The sequence below is a fragment of the Amycolatopsis balhimycina FH 1894 genome (genome assembly GCF_000384295.1).
GTDB classification, from domain to species: Bacteria; Actinomycetota; Actinomycetes; order Mycobacteriales; family Pseudonocardiaceae; genus Amycolatopsis; species Amycolatopsis balhimycina.
The window spans coordinates 5,198,360-5,216,109 of the sequence record NZ_KB913037.1; the positions used below are offsets into that span (position 1 = coordinate 5,198,360).

Genomic DNA, 17,750 nt, shown 5'->3' on the forward strand with positions numbered 1-17,750 from the left:
GATGGAGATGCCCGACGCGGTCAAGTGGCTGCTGCCGATCGTCGTCGGGGAGAGCTGGCCGGAGGGCGACGAGACCAGGCTGCGCGCCCTGCGCGACGCGTGGCACACGGCGTCTTCGGCGATCGGGCCGGCTTCCGACGCGGGCAACCAGGCCGCTCAGGGCATCCACGACAACTGGACCGGAGACGGCGCCGACGCGTTCGCCGAGCAGTGGAAGAAGTTCGTCGAGGGCGACGAGGCGTACTTCAAGCAGCTGGCGGACGCGACGAAGGCCCTGGGCGATTCCTGCGACCAGACGGCGCTGGACGTCGAGTACACGAAGTACATGATCATCATTTCGCTGATCATCCTGGCGGCCCAGATCGCGGCGATGATCGCGGCGGCCGCGGTGACGTTCGGCGGCTCGACGGCGGGCATCGCGCCGGCCCAGATCGCCACCCGGATGACCGTGCAGATGCTGTTCCGGCAGCTGCTCGAGAAGCTCGCGCAGCAGGGGTTCAAGCAGGTCGCGAAGGAGCTGCTGGAGCAGCTGCTCAAGCAGGGTCTCAAGAAGATCGGCATGGAGGTCCTCAAGAACGAGGCCATCAACCTCGGCATGGACGCGGGCATCCAGGGTCTGCAGATGGCCAAGGGCGACCGCAGGAGCTGGGACTGGTCCAAGACGTCCGACGCGGCGGTTTCGGGCGCGGTCGGCGGGGTCGTGGGGGCGGCTTCCGGCTCGATCGGCCGAGGCGCCACCGAGGGGCTGTCCCACAGCGCCGGCGGCCAGATCGCGGACGCGGCCATGCGCGCGGGAGCACGCGGCGCGGTCGAGGGGGTCGCGCAGACGGTCGGACAGGCGGCCGTCACCGGGGATTTGGGGTCCCTGACGCCGGAGCAGCTGGTGATGGGCGCTTCGAGCGGCGCGGTCGGCGGTGCCGTCGGGGGCGCGAAGGAGCAGCTGCACGCCATCCACGAGGCGAACATCCCGCGGACGGAGCCGGGTGGATCCGGTGGGCCGGATGACGCGGGAGGCTCGTCGTCGGAGTCCGGGTCGCGGGCAGAGGGGGCCTCGGAGCCGGAGTCGCGGCGCGAGGCGTCCTCGGAGCCCGAATCTCGGGGCGAAGAACCTCGACGCGAGGCGCCGTCCGAGCCTGAGTCACGGGCAGAGGAACCGCGGGCCGCAGCTTCGTCGGAGCCGGAGCCGCGGGGCGAAGAACCCCGACGTGAGGCCGCCGAGCCCGAATCGCGCGGGGAAGAGGCTCGCCGGGAACCTGAATCGCGGGGCGAGGCGTCGCCGTCACCCGAAGCGCCGCGGGAAGAGCCACGACCTGCGGCGGAGTCGGGGCGGGAAGCTCCGTCTTCGTCGGGCACGCGGGTGGAGTCCGAGCCGGAGGTCCGGCAGGAGCAGCGTGCGGACAACGCGCCGAGTCAGGGGCAGCCGGGCCCGGCACGGCAGTCCGTCGAGCCCCGGCAGGCGGCCGAGCAGCCCGGCTCCGGACAGGCTGAGCGTCCGGCTTCGGCGACGGGCAACGGTTCGCCGAGTGGCGGATACGGCATGGCACCGCCGCCGGGATTCGGCCCCGAAGCGGGACGGCAGAGCGGCGGACGCCCGCAGGACAACGTCGGAGCGGCCGGGTTCACGGGCGGTGCGAGCCAGCCGTTCGCGGCGGAGGCCGGGACGGCGGCGTTCCAGAACGGACCGTCGCCGCAGCAGGCACCGCCTCCGGGTGGGTTCACGCCACCGCCGCCCGCGGGAACGCCGAACGGCGGTGGCCCGGGTCCGCGACCGGCCGGGCCGCCGCCGCAGCAGCCGATGCCGCCGCGTGGCGGAGAGCAGCCGCGACGGGTCCCGCCCCAGGACCCCCGCTGGATGCTGCAGCAAGGTCAGCCACCCGCGCCGCAGGGCGCCCAGCCACCCCACACCGCCCGGCGGCAGGGAACGCAACCGCCAGGTCAGCCACCGCACCCGGCGCAACCTCTTCACGGCGGCCAACCTCCGCACGGTGGGCAACCACCGATTCAACCGGGCGGGCAGCCCCCGCACGGACAACCGCCGGTTCAGCCCGGCGGACCACCGCCGCGCGGCGGGCCGCAAGCTCTGGGTGGGCAGCCGCCCCAGCGGGGGCACTTCCCGCCGGCTGGGCAGCCGCCGATGGGAGGCCCGCCGTCGCAGGGTGGGATGCATCCGCACGATCCGCGGCGGATGCCGCCGGGCGGGCAGCGTCCGCCGATGCCCGGGTCGCAGCGTCCCGCCGGATACCCGAACCAGCCGCGCGGCCCCCAGGGTCCCGGCGGACGGCCACCGATGCCGCCCCCACCGGGCGGGCGCCCGCCGATGCCACCGCACGACCCGCGTGTGGGGCCGCCTCAGGTGCCGCCGCCTCGGTTCGGTCCGCCGGCGGAGCACCTGCCGCGGGGGCCGCAGAGCCCGTTCGACCCGCCGCGGCCGGTCGACCGTGTGCCGGAACAGCCGCGACCTGCCGAGCAGCCACCGACCGCGCCCGCGCGGGAACACCCGGCGCCGCCGGCCCAAGAACACCCTGCCGAGCAGCCCACCGCAGAGCACGCGACTCAAGAACACCCGACCGACCACTCGCCGGATTCCCACCACGACGGGCAACCCGCTCACCTTCAGCCCGACGAGCCCTACCTCGCCGACCACGCCTTCCACACCGACGATCCCGCCGGGGTCCGGCGGATCGAAGACACCTTCATGGACTCCGGGCGGCACAGCCCGGAGTCCGGCGAGTGGCGTCACGAGCAGGTCCGGCGCGAGGCGCTCGCCAAGCGCGACGAGTTCCACCCCGGCATGTCCGACGCCGGGGCGTTCGCCGTGCACGCCTACACGCGGTACGAGATGGTCGGGCCGCTCAACCGGGCGCTGCGGATGGGCGGGCCCGAGCTCGTCGATCTCGCTCCGCAGGCCGGGGCCCTCGCTTCCGGGCTGAACGAGCTGCCGCCGCACCTCGGGACCGTTTCGCGGCGGGTCGACTTCCACGGCGATCCCGCGCGGCTGCAGGCCTTCCTCGGGCGGTTCCACGACGGTGCGCACATCACCGAGCCGTCGTTCCTCAGCTCGTCGAAGGTCGACGCGGAGCACCCGCGCAGCACCTTCCCCGGCGAGGTCGAGATGCGGATCCAGTCCAGGACCGGCCGGGACGTCGAAGCGCTGGCGAGCATCGGGCACGAACGCGAAGTCCTCTTCAAGGCCGGAACGCAGTTCCGGGTCACCGGTGTCGAGAGGGGACCCGGGCACCCCGAACACCCGAACCACAAGCGCGGCGAGCCGCAGTGGGTCGTGCACGCCGAAGAGGTCACGTCCGGTGATCCGCGGCATCTCGGGGAGGCCGATGCCCGGACCGCCGTCGAAGAACGCCGGGCCCAGGAGCGTGCCGACGAGGAACGCTTCCAGCGCGAGGCCGACGCCGAGCTCGAGCAGTTCTACGCCGAGCACCCCCACCTCAAGCCCACCGGCGACATGTCCAAGCTCCTCGGTTTCGACCCCGCGGACGCTCCGCCGCCGCCCGAGCGGCGCGTGCCGGCCACCGGGGAGCCCGAAGGTGGCTGGTCCCGGCTCGCCGGGCCGCTCGCCCCGGGCGGCGTGCCCGTGCTGCACGCCGGGTCCGTCGAGACGCCGCAGCAGCACGCGCGCCTCGTGCGCGACGCCGTTCCCGAGCTCGGTGCGGTCAACACCCGCAACCACTACGGCCCGGACGCCCACGAGCACGGCTTCCGCACCAACGCCGCCGAGTCGATGGTCGCCTTCGAACGGCGGACGAACGGCGAGGACGTCGTCGCCGGGCCGTCCCGGGGCGAGCGCCTCGACGGGCCGTGGAGCAACCGGGGCGGCTTCGACGACGTCGCCCGTGACCTCGGCGAACGTCCCGTGGGCGCGCGGGCCGCCGTCGCCTTCGACCACGCCGGCGCGGAACGGCTGGTCGCCGCCGTCCACACCGAGCACGGCGTCGTGTTCGCCGACCCGGTCACCGGACGGCTCGCCGAACTGCCGCACGACGCCACCGGCATCCGCGAGCTGCCCCTCGGCGGCGGGGAGACCCCGCCGCACGAAACAGCACAGACGATCGCCGACCGGCTCAACCCCGCGCCCGAACGGCCGCCGCACGACGAGGGCTACCTCTTCGACGGCGAACACCGCGGCACCCCCGCCGACCACGAGAGCATCCGCCGCGCGGTCGGCGACGAGGGCATCTACCAGCAGATCCACGACCGCGCGCTGGCCCGCCGGGACGCCGCCGGACTGCCCCTGACCGACGAAGGCGCGGTCGCGGTCCACGGCTACACGCGTGGCGAGTACGCCTACGACGTCAACGAGGCCTTGCGCCGCGGCCCGGGGCACCCCGGCTTCGACCTCGCGCAGGCGAACGCGCGCGCCATCACCGACGGCCTCAACCAGGTCCCGCGCACGTCCGGCGAGAGCATCCGCGCCTTCGACGTCGGCGGCGACCCGCGGCTGGCCGAGCTGGTCGCCGGGCCGTACGAGCCGGGCGCGGTCGTCGTCGAACCGGCGTTCTCCAGCGCGTCGATCAAGACCGGCGAGTTCTCGACCAGCAAGTTCGGCGACGACGTCGAGCTGCACGTCCGGTCCGACAACCTCCGCGACATCTCGAAGCTCGCCGAGAACCCGTCCGAGCGCGAGGCGCTCTCGCCGCCCGGCACCCAGCTGCTGGTGCACGAGCGGCGGCTGGAGATCACGCCCGAGGGCCGCCGCAAGTGGGTGATCGAGGCCGAGGAGATCGGGCCCGGCCACCCGCGTTACCTCGACCCCGAGGCCGCGCAACACAAGATGGCCGAGCGGCGCGCCGAGAACGACCACAACGCGGCCGAGTTCGAACGGCGCCGGCAGGCCGCGCTGATGGAGCGCCTCGGCGGCTTCGGCGAGCCCGAGCAGCTTCACCAGCCGGAACACCAATCGGTCAGCGACGTCCTCGACGGCTCGGAACCGCCCGTGGTCCCCGAGCCGCAACCGGACTACTCGCCGCTGGCGCGCGCGACGAACCCGCCGTCCGAACCGGCCATCCACGCCGACACGGCGACACCGGCGGAGCGCGCGGCCTACGTCCAGGACCGGCACCCGCACCTGCGTGACGTCAACCCGGGCTTCCACCAGCCCGGCGCGCTGGAGAACGGGTACATGTCGAACTGCACCCGCGGGCCCGAGGCGTACCTGGACCGGCTGCGCGGCGGTGACATGACGGCCGAGCCCGTCCTCTTCCACGAGATGGGCACCCGCGGCACCCTCGAGCACCTCGAGGGCCGGTTCGGCGAGACGTTCTCCGCGCGCGGCAGCTACGACGACGTCATCCGCGAGATGCGGGACCGGCCGCTCGACCACCACGCCGTGGTCGCGGTGAAGTACGAAGGCCCGAACGGCGTCGTGTACGGGCACGTCGCGATGGTCGTCCACACCCGTGACGGCGTCGCGTTCATCGACCCGCAGTCCGGCGACCTCATGCACCTGCCGCAGCCGCCGAAGGGCATCAAGCTGATGCACATCGGCACGCCGGACGAGGTCCACGTCCAGCCCGAGCACGGCGGCGGCAAGCACGGCGGTTACGGCAGTGTCCCGCAGTCGCGGCTCGACGAGCTCCTCGCCCAGCCGCGGATCGCCGAAGCGCTCGCCGGCGCCACGACCGACCTCGTCGTCAAGGACCACGACGGGAACCCGCAGAACCTCGGGCCGGTCGGCGAGTTCGTCCGGACGCGGCTGGCCGAGCACCCGGAGCTGGTCGACCTGCTCCACGACCCGGCCAACGAGTTCCTGACGCGGTCGTTGCTGCGCAAGCCGGAGACGATCGCGAGCCTGCTGGTGCACGACGAGGCCATCCCGATCCTGGCCGACGCCGTGCACGAGGTGCACCACCCGCTGCCCGACGCGGACCCGGTGGCAGCGCACGCGGATCCGACGCCGCTCACGCCTGAGCAGGCCGAGACCTCGCGGGAAGTGATCGACCAGGCGAAGGAGCACCCGAACGCGCACCGCAAGCAGGCACCGTTCGACCAGAGCAAGCTCGGGGACGAGACCTACACGCGGGAGTACCTCGCCGAGCGCTACCGGGAAGCGGCTCGTGCCGACCTCAAGCTGAAGGAGATCCTGCCGCCGCTGGCGGAGCAGACCGGCGGCCACGCGGGCTTCCGGCCCGGACCGAAGTCCGAAGGCCGGGCGATGGACAAGATCAACACCAACTACAACGGCGACGCGTCGCGGCTGGTCGACCTCGCGGGCGCGATGATCCAGTTCGAGCGCGTGCAGGACGCTTACGCCGCCTTGGCCCGGATCGCGGAGCATCCCGACCTGGAGATCGTCGACTTCGACGACCGCTTTGCCAACCCCGCGCCGGCGGGTTATCGCGACCTGCAGATGAGCGTGCGCATCGACGGGCACGTCGCCGAGCTGCGCCTCCACCTGAAGTCCTTGGACGACGTTTCGGCGTACGAGCACTCGCTGTACGAAGTCCGCCGTGACTTCAAGGCGCTCGCGAAGGCCGAGGGCCGCACCCACACCGACGAGGAACGAGCCCTGATCGACGGGCTGATCAAGCGCGAACGGGACCTGTTCTGGGACGCGCTGCAGGGGAGTCTCTAAATGGTCCAGACGCCGTCCTACTTCGAGTACTACGACCACACCTATGTGGTCGAGAGCACACCCGACGGCGGGCTGACCGGTCGCATCCTGAACTGGCAGACCGGAGCCTTCGAGGAAAAACCGGAACACGTCATCGATGTGCTCTTCGACCACGGGCCGGACATCCGGAGCCTCGACCGGGAACGGTTCGTGCGCCGGACCGAGGAGGAACGACACAACTACCTTCGCGGCGACGGGCCGATCTTCGCGCTCTACCAGACCATCGACGCGATCTGGGCCGCCACGGAAGAGGAGAACCGCAAGATCACCAAGGAAGAGCGTGCGCTGATCGACTCGATCTACCGGCGCACCTTCAAGATGTGGGAGGACGAGTTCGCCCGCCGCGACGCCGGCGAACCCCCGACCTTCGGCTACACGTCGACGTTGGCGCGATGATTCACGTGGAACATCGACTTTCGCCCGAAGAGCAGCGCGCTGTCCTGGTACGGCTGGGGAAGCTCGTCCGGCAGCACCGGGCCGACGCCGTCGCGCCGGCCGTCGTCGACTTCCGGCAGCTCGGGAAGCACACCGAGATCGCGGGCCACAACACGGCGACGCCGGACGAGCTGGCCGACGTCTTCGCCGAGCTGCGGGCCGGGATGTACGCCGAAGGCCGCGGCACTTGGCTGCAGGCGCGGTTCACCCTCGACCCCGACGGCACCTTCGACTTCGACTTCGCGCTCGACGATGATCCTTTGTGGACGGAGCAGCCGGAGCCGGCGGGCTACCCGGAGGAGCTCGCCGAGTTCCCCCGCGCCGACGAGCACATCCCCGACTGGTGGCGGCTACGCGCGCAACTACCGCTCGGCGTGGTGTTCCGGCACGCCGACGTCGGGGGACCGGACGTCGACCGGCCGCCGCTGACCGGCACCGAGGTGCCGCTCGTGCTGCAGTACCTCGAGCGGGAAGCCGTCGTCCACGAAGACGGCGACGAGCGCTTCCACACCGACGGCACCTGGATCTGGCACGCGGCGGTGCCGCACCTCCTGGCGGAGTACGGCGTGCCGCCCGAGCCGGACCTCGTCGCGCACATCCGCCGTCACCACTACCAGCCGCCGTACGTCGAGCCGCTGGTCCGCCGGACCGCCGAGGCGGACCTGCTGGGCAAGCCGCGGCCGAAGCCGGGCCGCGCCGACGTGAAGAAGACCGTCGGCGACGTCGTCGCCGAGCTGGAGACCACGCCGGACCCGAAGCTCGCCGACGACGAACTGCTGATCGTGCTGGTGCAGCGGCTCGGCGAGCACGGGGTGTGGCCCGAGGCGTACCGGGTCGGGGAGCGGGCGGACGGCACGTGGTGCCTCAACTACACGTCCGACGGCTGGGAGGTCGCCGCGCACGCCGGCGGGGAACCCCGCGAACCGAAGTACTTCGACCGGCTCGAGGACGCCGCGCAGCAGCTGCTCGGCGCACTCCTGCTGCACCCCGCCCGGATGACCGCCGGGCACGAAACCCCGCTGGAAACGGCGAAGGAACTCGACGACTGGCCGGTGCACCCGGCGCCGGGTGAGCCTCCCCTCACCCTGCTCCGCAACAAGCGCATCACCAGGCTGGTGGCGGGTACGGTCGTCCTGCGCTTCGGCGAGGAACCCGGCAACCTCGTCCACCACGGGGAGGTACGGTTCGCCACGACGTCGCTGCCGCTCGAACGAGAGCGGGAACGGCGGAGTTACCGGCTCAGACGCCCGTTGCACGTGATCACCGGCATCACGGTCCCGTGGGCGAATCTGCCGGGTGGTGCGGTGGCCTTCGTGCTGCCGAAGACGATCGCCGAGCACGAGTCCGACGGAAGCCTGGAGAGGATCGAGTAGGTGGAAGCGGCGGAAGCGATTGCCAAGGTCGGCCAGTGGCTGCGCGCGGTGCACGGCCCGGACGTCTCCGGTCCCGCCGGGCTCCGGGTGGACACCGAGAGGGTCCTGCGCATCCCCGAGGGCTGGTCGGTGCCCTACAACACCATCGCGTTCCTCGACGAGGGCCGGCCGGAGAAGGAGATCTTCCCGCCGCCGTCGGTGGTCGTCCGCGAGCCGGACGGCGAGCTGCGGCAGGCGCACCCGCACCCGGGCGGGCTGTCGGTGCCGGTGGCGTTCCCCGGCCAGGAGAACTGGCGCGAGGTCGTCGATCCCGAGTACGTGAAGGCCGGGCTCGGCGAGCTGGGCGTGCCGCTGCAGGCCGTCGCGGGCTGGGTGAAGGTCGACGCCGACGGGAACCAGACCGGCGAAGAGCGCGAGAACCCCGAGTACAAGGCCGGGCCGATCCGCCGCGGCTACCCGAAGCCGGAGAACACCCTCGAGACGCTGCTGTCGTTCGCCAGCGTCGGCTGGCTGACCCGCGAGCTGCTGCTCATCGGACTGATCCGCTGCGAGGTGTTCGTCCCGCTCGACCTGGAGACCGGCAAGACCGACCGGTTCTACTTCGCCGAGGAGCGCAACGAGCTCAAGGTCTTCAGCTCGACCCGGAACCTGCCGTCGCGCGAGCACGGCTGGTGGAAGGTGGACGTCGCGACGCTGGCCGAGTTCGAGCACCCGCCGAACCTGGTGATCAACGGCGGCCCGACGACCATCGAGGACGTCTCGAGCGGCGAGCTCGCCGAGATCGTCCAGCGGTTCCCGCGGCACGAGCCGCGCATCGACGTGCACGGCCGCTGCCCGGAAGCTGAGGAGGACCTGCTCCGCGTCGCCACCGAAACGGCGTCCCGGATGGGGCTGCCCGACCCGGTGAAGCCGCCGCTCGTCGCGGCCGAGAAGGCACGGCGGCGGGGCTTCGAGCTGACCGCCGAGGAGTGCGCGAAGACCATCCTGGGTGAGTCCTGGCTGAAGCGGCTGAGCATGCCGGAACCGCCACGCAGCAAGCCCAACGACCTGCGCGCGAACGGCCTGGCGCCGTCGTACGACAACACCGGCCGCACGGTGCCGCGGCTGGACACGTTCGGCAAGTACTTCGAGCGGGACCTCGACGGCTTCCGCTACGGCTGGCAGCGCGTCACGGGCGCGTACGTCGGCTTCGCGCTCGGAGAGGCCCTCGGTGCGGCCGTCGACCGCATGCCGTTGCACGACATCCACTCGAAGTTCGGCATCGAGGGCGTCACGGACCTCGTCCCGGCGTTCGACCAGCCGGGCCGGATCGGCTCGCTGACGCAGCGGCTGCTGTTCTACACCGAGGCCGTGATCCGCAGCCCGCACCGCGAGCAGCCGGAGTCCCGCGAAGCCGAGCAGCTCTTCCCCGACGTCGTCCGCGGGGCGCTGCAGCGCTGGCTGCGCACCCAGGGCGCGCCGATGGACGCGCTGGACGGCTGGCTGGTGCAGGTTCCGGACCTGCACGCCCGGCGCGACGCCGACGACGCCGAGCTCAACGGCTACCACCAGCTCGCGACCGGCGCCGCCAGTGCGCTGCCGATGACCGGGCCGGCCGCGCTGATCCCCGCGCTGTCCGCCGCGCTGACCATGGCCGGGCCCGGCAGCGGGTTCAGCGGCGGCGCGCGGCAGGCGGTGCGCGGCCTGGCGGGCGTCACCCACCCCACCGAGCCCGACCTGGCCGCCGCGACCTACCTGACCTGGCTGTTCGAGCACGCGCTGACCAAGGACCCGTTCAGCTTCCCGATCTGGAACCTCAGCCGCGAGGTGCTCAACCCGGACAACCAGTTCCAGCAGGGTCCCGAGTGGACGGAGATCGGGGAGATGGTCGCCGAGTCCGTCCCCTTCTTCGGCGAGCACGGATTGCCGGACCTGCGGATGCCCGAGCTGATCGGCGACGGCAAGACGACGCTGTCCGTGCTCGGACGCGCGTTCGCCGCGTTGTCCGGCTTCGAGAACTACCCGGAGCAGGCGCTGCTTCGCGCCGTCAACCACTCCGGCCGCAGCGCGCTGACCGGCGCGATCGCCGGTGCCCTGCTCGGCGCGCGCACCGGGATCCCCGGGCTGCCGCAGAAGTGGGTCGACCAGCTGGAGCTGCGGTACCTGGTCGAGAACGTCGCTTCGGACGCCTACTGGCACTTCGACCGGCACTCGGCGTTGAGCGCGCTCGGCGACCAGTGGATCGAGCGCTACCCGCGGCACTAGCGCGAGGATGGGGAGAATGACAGAAGAGGGCTTCGTCGAGTGGCGACCCGATGTCGACCCGGAGTTCGACGAGAAGGCGTTTCCCGGCCTCGGCATCCCGGTGCGGGCGATCCGCGGCTGGGCGCAGTACACGGCGTTCGGTGAGCCGACGGGCCCGCGCCGCGTCAACGAGCAGTACCGGCCGGGTCCAGTGTGGAGCGGCTTTCCGGTGCCCACGACGGACGCCGAGAAGCTGCTGAACTACCTGGGCGCGAACTGGATCAGCCGCCCCGAGTTCGTACGCGCACTGCTGGACTGTGAAGTGCTGGTGCCGTTGCCGGACGGCGAGCCACTGGTGCGACCGGTGCCGACCGGGCGCGAGATCATCGCCTACAGCTCGTCGGCGAAGGTGCCCGGACGGTACCCGCGCCGACGGCGGGTGACGGTCCGCGAACTGCTGGCCGACCGGCCGTCGACCGGGCTGACGCTCGATCCCGGCACCGGGCTCGTCCGCAGCCTCACGGCGGCCGAGCTGGGCGTGGTCGATGACGGTGAGCGCCGTCCGAAGCGTGAAGAGCCCGCGCCGGAAGCCGGGCCCGAAGTCGCCGAAGCACTGCCCGCGCTGGTCGCGGAGTTCGGCGTCGAGCCGCCCGACCTGCTGGAACGCCACCTGCGGTACGCGGTGGACCACGCCCGCGACCACCACTTCGAGCTGACGCCCGCCGAGTGCGTCCGGTACCTGCGCGGGTTCGCCTGGCAGTACCGCAACGGCGTCCGGCGGCGGGCGGGCCAGGAGCCGGAATGGCCCGCCGACCTGGGCGCCAACGGCCTGATCGCGCACGTGGACGAGCACGCGCACCCGCGTCCGGTGCCGTGGACGTTCGGGAAGTTCTCCGCCTTCGGCACGCTCGCCGGGCGCTTCGCCTGGCACCGGATCGTCGGCGCGTACGTCGGTTTCGCGATCGGGGACGCGCTGGGCGGCGGCGCCACGGGCCCGCTGCCGATGGGCGGGCTGACGCGGCGCCTGCTGTTCCACACCGACGCGGTGCTGCGCGGCCTGCCGCCGGTGCCCACTGGCGAGGTGCCGGCCACCCTGCCCGAGCCGGACCCGGACGGCTGGCTCGCCGTCGCGACGCGGCACGCGGGTCCCGCGCCCGCCGAGTTCTCCGCGTTGCTGGCCACGGCGTTGGCCGCGACGCCGACGGGCGCGGCCGCCATGGCCGACGTCGACGGCGAGCAGTACGCGAAGGACGTCGCCCGGGAGCTGACCGGCAGCGCGGCCGGCGCGGAGGTCACCGAGGGCGTCGACCTGCTGATCGCGCTGTTCCAGGCCCTGCTCACCCGGGACGCGTTCGCGGTGCCGGTGCATCTGCGGCTGCGCGAACTGGGCGGCGACCTGGCGGCATCGACGCTGGCGTTGCGCGAGGACCGCGACGCCGACGACGTCACGCAGCTCGAAACCATCGGCGACGGCCGGGGTGTCCGGTCGGTGCTCGGCCGGGCACTGTTCGCCGCGGCCAAGCGCGGTTACGACCCGGAAGCGGCGATCACGCTCGCCGCGCGGTCCGGCCCGGTGGCCGGCGCACTCGCCGGAGCGATGGCCGGCGCACGGCTCGGCGTACCCGGGCTGCCCGCCGCGTGGGTGGCGGCCCTGCCCGACCTCGGCCTGCTCGACGACGTCGCCAGCGACGTCTTCTGGTACTTCAACCGCAACGGCCTCCAGACGGAGACCGCGGAACACGCCCGCTGGGAGCGCCGCTACCCGAGCGGCCGCTTCACCCCGAAACCGAAGGGACTTCCCTTGCGATCGCGACTGCGGGGCAGCCTGCTGGCCGGGGCGATCGGCGACGCGCTGGGCGCGAAGACGGAGTTCGACTCGATCGACCGGATCCGCGAGCTCGCCGGGCCGGACGGCATCACCGACTTCATCCCCGCGTACGGCGGCGCCGGCCGGATCACCGACGACACGCAGATGACGCTGTTCACGCTCGAAGCGCTGATCCGGGCGCACGCCCAGCGGCGCCGGACCGGCTCCGCCGACGTCGTGCACTCGCTGCAGATGGCCTACCAGCGCTGGCTGCACACCCAGGGCGTCGCGTGGGACCGGGCCCGCGGGCCGCGGTCGGACGCCGAGGTGCCGGACGGCCGGCTGATCACGCACCAGGAGCTGTTCAGCCGGCGCGCACCGGGCCTGACCTGCTTCGGCGAACTGGAGGCGTACGGCCGCTCCGGCGTCCGGGGCACGATGGAACGGCCGGTGAACAACTCGAAAGGCTGCGGCGGCGTCATGCGGGCGGCGCCGATCGCGCTGTGGTCCGACGACCTCGCCGAGGTGTTCCGGCTCGGCGCCGAGAGCGCGGCGCTGACCCACGGTCACCCGAGCGGGTATTTGCCGTCGGGGTGCTTCGCGGTGATCGTGCACGAGCTGCTGCACGGAAAGCCGCTGCTCGAGGCGGTCGCGACCGCACGGGCCGAGCTCGTGAAGCACCCGGCGCACGAAGAACAGAGCACGGCGCTCGACGCGGCGCTGGAGCTGGCGGAACAGGGGCCGCCGACGCCGGAGAAGCTGGAATCGCTGGGACAGGGCAACGTCGGCGAGACGGCGTTGTCGATGTCGGTGTACGTCGCGCTGACCACCACGGACGCCGACTCGGCGTTGCTCGCGTCGGTCAACCACAGCGGCGACAGCGACTCGACCGGCTCGGTCTGCGGCAACCTCGTCGGCGCGATGTACGGCGAGGACGCCCTGCGGAAGAGCTGGCTGGACCGGCTGGAGCTCCGCGATGTCATCGTCGGCCTGGCGGACGACGCGCTCGCCGAGTTCGGCCCGGATGCGCCGGGCGACGACCGGTGGTTCGCTCGGTACCCGGTCGACTAGGTTCTTGGGGCTACTGGGGACGGGGAGGACAAACGTGCGTAACCGGGTTGAAGTGGCCGAACGCCCGGACGGCCTGTATGCGACATGGGGTGAGGGGACCTTCCGCGCGCAGCGGTCGACCACGGACGGCACTGTGCTGCTGTCCGTGCTGCCGGAGGAAGAGGCGCCGGAGGGCTTCGACAAGGAGTTCGACGGCCGTCCGGCGCGGGTCGTGCCGGCGAGCGAGGTGCCGTCGACGTTCACGCTGCGCACCTTCGGCGAGTACGACGGCGAGATCTTCGAGGTCGCGCCGGGCGACCGGCCGGAGCTGACGTTGCGCTGGGTCCGCGACGACGCCGCCCGCGCGGCGCAGCTGGGGTTGACGGACTTCTCGGTCACGGTGCCCGCCAAGCAGGTCAGCGCACTGTGGCAGGCGCGGCAGGACTTCACCGAGACACCGGAGGCGCGGCCGCAGCCGGGCACCGGCGACCAGAACGCGCTGCTGCGCGCGATCGGCCGGACGCTGCTGCACACCGTGCCCGGCGGCTGGGCGCGGGTCGGCGCGCAGTTCCGCCAGGTCGGCGACTACGCGGAGATCGAGGTCCGCGCGGTCGGCGACGAGGACGGCCCGGTGTCGGTGTCACTGCCCGCGGTGCCCCGCCTCGGCGGGCTCTTCGCGCGGCTGCGGGCGGCGATGTACCAGCCCGAAGCCGGGACGTGGTTCCAGGGCACGTTCACACTCGACTCGGCGTCGCAGTTCGACTTCGACTTCGACGCCGACCGCGAGCCGGACTGGCGGGTGCCGCCCAACGACGGCGGCCGCCCGTCGACCGCCGCCTACGAGCTGGAGCTGGCGACCTTCCCGCGGACGCCGAAGCAGCTGCCGGCGTGGCTGACCGCGAAGGCGGGGCTCCCGCTGGACGTCGTGTTCCGGCACGCGCGGGTCGCCGACTCGCACGTCGAGGGGGAGCGCCCGGTCGTCAACCGGCCGCCGGTGCCGCCGGACCAGGTCCGCGGCCTGCTCGACTACCTGTTCCGCGCGCCGGTGGCGCTGCACCGGCCCGCACCGCTGCCGGACATCTTCGGCGCGCCGGGCGTGCCGCCGGACGTGCCGAACGCGTTCCACACCGACGGCACCTGGATCTGGTCCGCCGCCGTGCCGCACTACCTGCGCAAGTACGGGGTGCCGCCGGAACCGGAACTGGTCGAGCAGGCGCGGGCGATGAACTGGCGGCCGCCGTTCGTCGGCGAGCTCGTCCGCGCGACGGCGGAGGCGGAGGTCCTCGGCCAGCCGCGGCCGCCGCAGACGACCGCCGACCTGCCGGACGACCGGGCGCTGACCCGTGTCGCCCGCGGTGAGCAAGTCCGGAACCTGCGGGGCGCGGAGACCCTGGAGCTGCTCCAGCAGCGGCTCGCCGAGCACGGCGTGCCGGCCACGGCGTACCGGATCGGCGCCGACGAGATCCCCGACGAAGGCGTGTGGACACTGCGCCGCGCGGAGAACGGCTGGGAGGTTTCCCGGCCGCCCGCCGACGAACCGGTGGCGTTCGGCTCGCTCGGCGACGCGGCCCGGTTCCTCCTCGGCGTGCTGCTGATGATGCCGCCACAACCGGCGGAAGAGTCCGACCAGCCCGCCGACTGGCCGGTCCTGCCGCTGCGCGGCGAACCGCCGTTGAACTTCTACCGCGGCAAGCGCCTGATCGTGCTCTCGCCGGGGACGACGGTCGTCCGGTTCGGCAACGAGACCGGCAACCTGGTCCACGCGGACGGGACGCGGTTCGCCGAGGCGTCGCTGGCGTTCGAGCGCGAGCGGGAGAAGCGGCTCTACCGGGTGCAGCGGTCGCTGCGGGTGCTGACCGGCGTGATGGCGCCGTGGAGCGCGATGCCGGGCGGCGCGGTCGCCTACCTGCTGCCGCGGCCGCTCGCCCAGCACGTCGAAACGGGCGCCCTCAGCAGGCAGTGATCAGGACGGCGGGCGACCACCAGTAGTCGGCGAGCGGTTCGACGCCGACCTCGGTGAAGCCCGCCGTCTTCAGCTGCTCGACCCAGCCGGCGGCCGGGTGCTCCCAGTTCGTCCGCTGCTGCCCGTCGACGATCCCGAGCAGGACCGGCAGCAGGAACCCCTGCGCGACCAGCCTGGCGTCGTCCCCGTACTCGGCGACGCCGCGCTCGTAGCGCTCGACGAGCGAGCGAAGGTGCTCCGGCGAGCCTTCGGCGAACTCCGGGACGTCGAACTCGGCAAGCACGAGCGTGCCCGTACGCCGCTGAAGCGCGCGAAGGACCTCCCCGCGCTGCTCCGGCTCGATGGACTGCAGCGCGAACGTCGACTGGACGAAGTCCCAGCCGAGGTCGTCGCGGGCCAGGAAGTCCTGCGCGGTCGACTGCCAGCACTGGGCCGACGGCACCCGCTCGTGGACGCCCTCGAGCAGCGCGGCCGACGGTTCGACCAGGTCGATCCGCGGCGGGAGGTGCGACGCCTGCTCCAGCGCGGGCACGACGGCGAGGCCGTCACCGCAGCCCAGGTCCAGCAGCGACTCCGGCTTCGCGGCGTCGTAGCGGGAGGCCAGTGCGGCGCTCAGCGCCCGGTACAGCGCGACGTTGCCGCCGCCGCGGATGAACGCCGTGAACGCGCTCGGCTGGTCGTACACCGGCGCCGAGCCGTCCCCGGCCAGGTAGGTCCGCAGTTCGGCGGCCAGCGACGAGCCGGCGCGGCCGGCCTGGGCGGCGAGTTCGGCGGCCTGGTCGCGGTCACCGGCGCGGTGGGCGGCGAGGGCGTCGGCGAGCAGCTCGATCGAGGTCATGGTCAGGAGATACTAATCCGGCCAAAAGTAGGCCGGCCCCCCACGCGGAGCGTAACCGTTGCTACGAAGCCATTCGGCCGTGGCTGTGGTCGGATTGGTATCCATCGGCAGAGCATCAGAACGGGACCCACAACGTCACCCGCGTGCCACCTCCGGCGAGTCCCGACTCGACCAGCGACGTCCCGCCGACCTCGGCCAGCCGCGCGGTGATCGACTCGCTGATGCCGAACCCGGCCGGGTGGTCGGCCGCGCTGAACCCGCTCCCGTGGTCGCGGGTGATCACCGCGATCCCGCCGTCGCGCTCCTCGACGCGGACCACGACCCGGTCGGTGCCGGAGTGCTTCATCGTGTTCCGCATCGCCTCGCGGACGGCGTCGCGGATCGCGATCTGCCGGACCTCCGACAGCGTGTCGTCGTCCAGCTCCGCCACCACGAGCTGGGCACGCAGCCCATCGCGAGCCATCTCGGCGGCCAGTGTGGCGAGCTTCTCGCCCAGTGGCCGGGCGCCGGCCTCGGCCCGCTCGGACGCCGCCGACTCGATCGTCTGCCGGATCTCCATCGCCTGCGCCCGCGCGAGCCGTTGCATCTCGACCAGCCTCTCCTCCGCGTTCGAGGTGGCGTTCGGAGTGTCGGAGAGCGCCATCGCCTCCAGCGTCTGCAGCACGGTGTCGTGCAGCATCCGGTGCTGCTGGGCACGCTCGGCGAGCCGTCCGTTGCGGGTGCCGTAGGCCAGGGCCAAGCGCGTCCCGAGCCCGGTCAGCAGCAGCGCGGCGGTGGCCAGGAACATCTCCACGAGCAGCGCGGAGAACGTCGAGAGCGCCGGCCCGAGGTGGAACCGGCCGGTGTTCAGCCAGTTCGCCAGCATCCGCAGCGGGAAGGCGGCCAGCCCGAACACCAGTCCGGTCGGGACGCCCAGCGCGAGCGTCAGCAGCCCGACCTCGCCGAACAGGTGGGCGCTGCTCACCGCGAGCGCGTCGAAGTACGCCTCCACCGGCACGGTCAGCGCGAGGACCAGCGGCGAGAGCACCGTGAAGACCAGGTCGACGGCCAGGAGCTTCCCGGCGTCCCGCCCGCGGAACGGCGCCGAGCGGAACATCCAGCGGAAGCCGACCAGGTTCAGCAGCACCGACAGCAGGGTGAACACCCCGACCGGCACCAGCCCGGTCACCCCGTGCTGGAAGACGAAGACGCCGAACTGGCCGGGCACGGCGAGCAGCCGGAAGCCCAGCGGGATGAGCACGACGTACCGGGTCGCGCGCAGGAGCAGGGTGTCGCGCTCAGTGGGGTCGATCGGGCCGGACATCCGCGAAATCCGCCGGAGCGCGTGCATCGGAGCGGGGTCGGCGATTTCGTCGGGCAGCTCACTCGTGGCGGAGGCGATCGCCGGGGCGCCGCGCTTCAGCAGCGCTACCAGGAAGCTGCCCCCGCCGGCCACC

General features: G+C 72.7%; 8 protein-coding genes. 6 read left to right on the top strand and 2 right to left on the bottom strand.

The window, feature by feature from the left end; all coding sequences use genetic code 11:
- Position 1 precedes the first annotated feature (1 nt).
- Genes A3CE_RS58700 through A3CE_RS0123285 form a run of 6 tightly spaced genes read left to right on the top strand, consistent with a single transcriptional unit; the run spans position 2 to position 15,476 of the window.
- A complete protein-coding gene (locus tag A3CE_RS58700; RefSeq protein WP_245589813.1) occupies positions 2-6,586 on the top strand; it encodes a WXG100-like domain-containing protein in 6,585 nt (2,194 codons plus the stop codon).
- The gene (locus tag A3CE_RS0123265) at positions 6,587-7,021 is read left to right on the top strand and encodes a hypothetical protein (RefSeq protein ID WP_020642520.1); all 435 of its coding nucleotides are present in this window, start codon (positions 6,587-6,589) and stop codon (positions 7,019-7,021) included.
- A complete protein-coding gene (locus tag A3CE_RS0123270; RefSeq protein ID WP_245589575.1) occupies positions 7,018-8,433 on the top strand; it encodes a glycohydrolase toxin TNT-related protein in 1,416 nt (471 codons plus the stop codon). Before A3CE_RS0123265 ends, A3CE_RS0123270 begins: the two co-directional genes overlap by 4 nt.
- Positions 8,434-10,677 carry an ADP-ribosylglycohydrolase family protein gene (locus tag A3CE_RS0123275; protein WP_020642522.1) on the top strand — a complete coding sequence of 748 codons (2,244 nt, stop codon included), beginning with the start codon at positions 8,434-8,436 and terminating at the stop codon, positions 10,675-10,677.
- 16 nt (positions 10,678-10,693) lie between these two features.
- Positions 10,694-13,534: an ADP-ribosylglycohydrolase family protein gene (locus A3CE_RS58705; protein ID WP_020642523.1), complete on the top strand. Its 2,841-nt coding sequence runs from the start codon at positions 10,694-10,696 to the stop codon at positions 13,532-13,534.
- Positions 13,535-13,568: 34 nt separating this feature from the next.
- A complete protein-coding gene (locus tag A3CE_RS0123285) occupies positions 13,569-15,476 on the top strand; it encodes a TNT domain-containing protein (RefSeq protein ID WP_026468778.1) in 1,908 nt (635 codons plus the stop codon).
- Here the strand turns inward: A3CE_RS0123285 and A3CE_RS0123290 are convergent.
- Positions 15,463-16,314 carry a class I SAM-dependent methyltransferase gene (locus tag A3CE_RS0123290; RefSeq protein WP_020642525.1) on the bottom strand — a complete coding sequence of 284 codons (852 nt, stop codon included), beginning with the start codon at positions 16,312-16,314 and terminating at the stop codon, positions 15,463-15,465. The genes A3CE_RS0123285 and A3CE_RS0123290 overlap by 14 nt on opposite strands.
- A 115-nt stretch (positions 16,315-16,429) precedes the next feature.
- Entirely contained in the window at positions 16,430-17,749 is a 1,320-nt protein-coding gene (locus A3CE_RS0123295; RefSeq protein ID WP_020642526.1) for a sensor histidine kinase, read from the bottom strand.
- Between the last annotated feature and the right edge of the window lies 1 nt (position 17,750).

Excerpts from the sequence above, each read along its gene's own strand:
- A3CE_RS0123290 (WP_020642525.1), bottom strand. The coding sequence starts at position 16,314 with ATGACCTCGATCGAGCTGCTCGCCGACGCCCTCGCCGCCCACCGCGCC.
- A3CE_RS0123265 (WP_020642520.1), top strand. The coding sequence starts at position 6,587 with ATGGTCCAGACGCCGTCCTACTTCGAGTACTACGACCACACCTATGTG.
- A3CE_RS58705 (WP_020642523.1), top strand. The coding sequence starts at position 10,694 with ATGACAGAAGAGGGCTTCGTCGAGTGGCGACCCGATGTCGACCCGGAG.
- A3CE_RS58700 (WP_245589813.1), top strand. The coding sequence starts at position 2 with ATGGAGATGCCCGACGCGGTCAAGTGGCTGCTGCCGATCGTCGTCGGG.
- A3CE_RS0123270 (WP_245589575.1), top strand. The coding sequence starts at position 7,018 with ATGATTCACGTGGAACATCGACTTTCGCCCGAAGAGCAGCGCGCTGTC.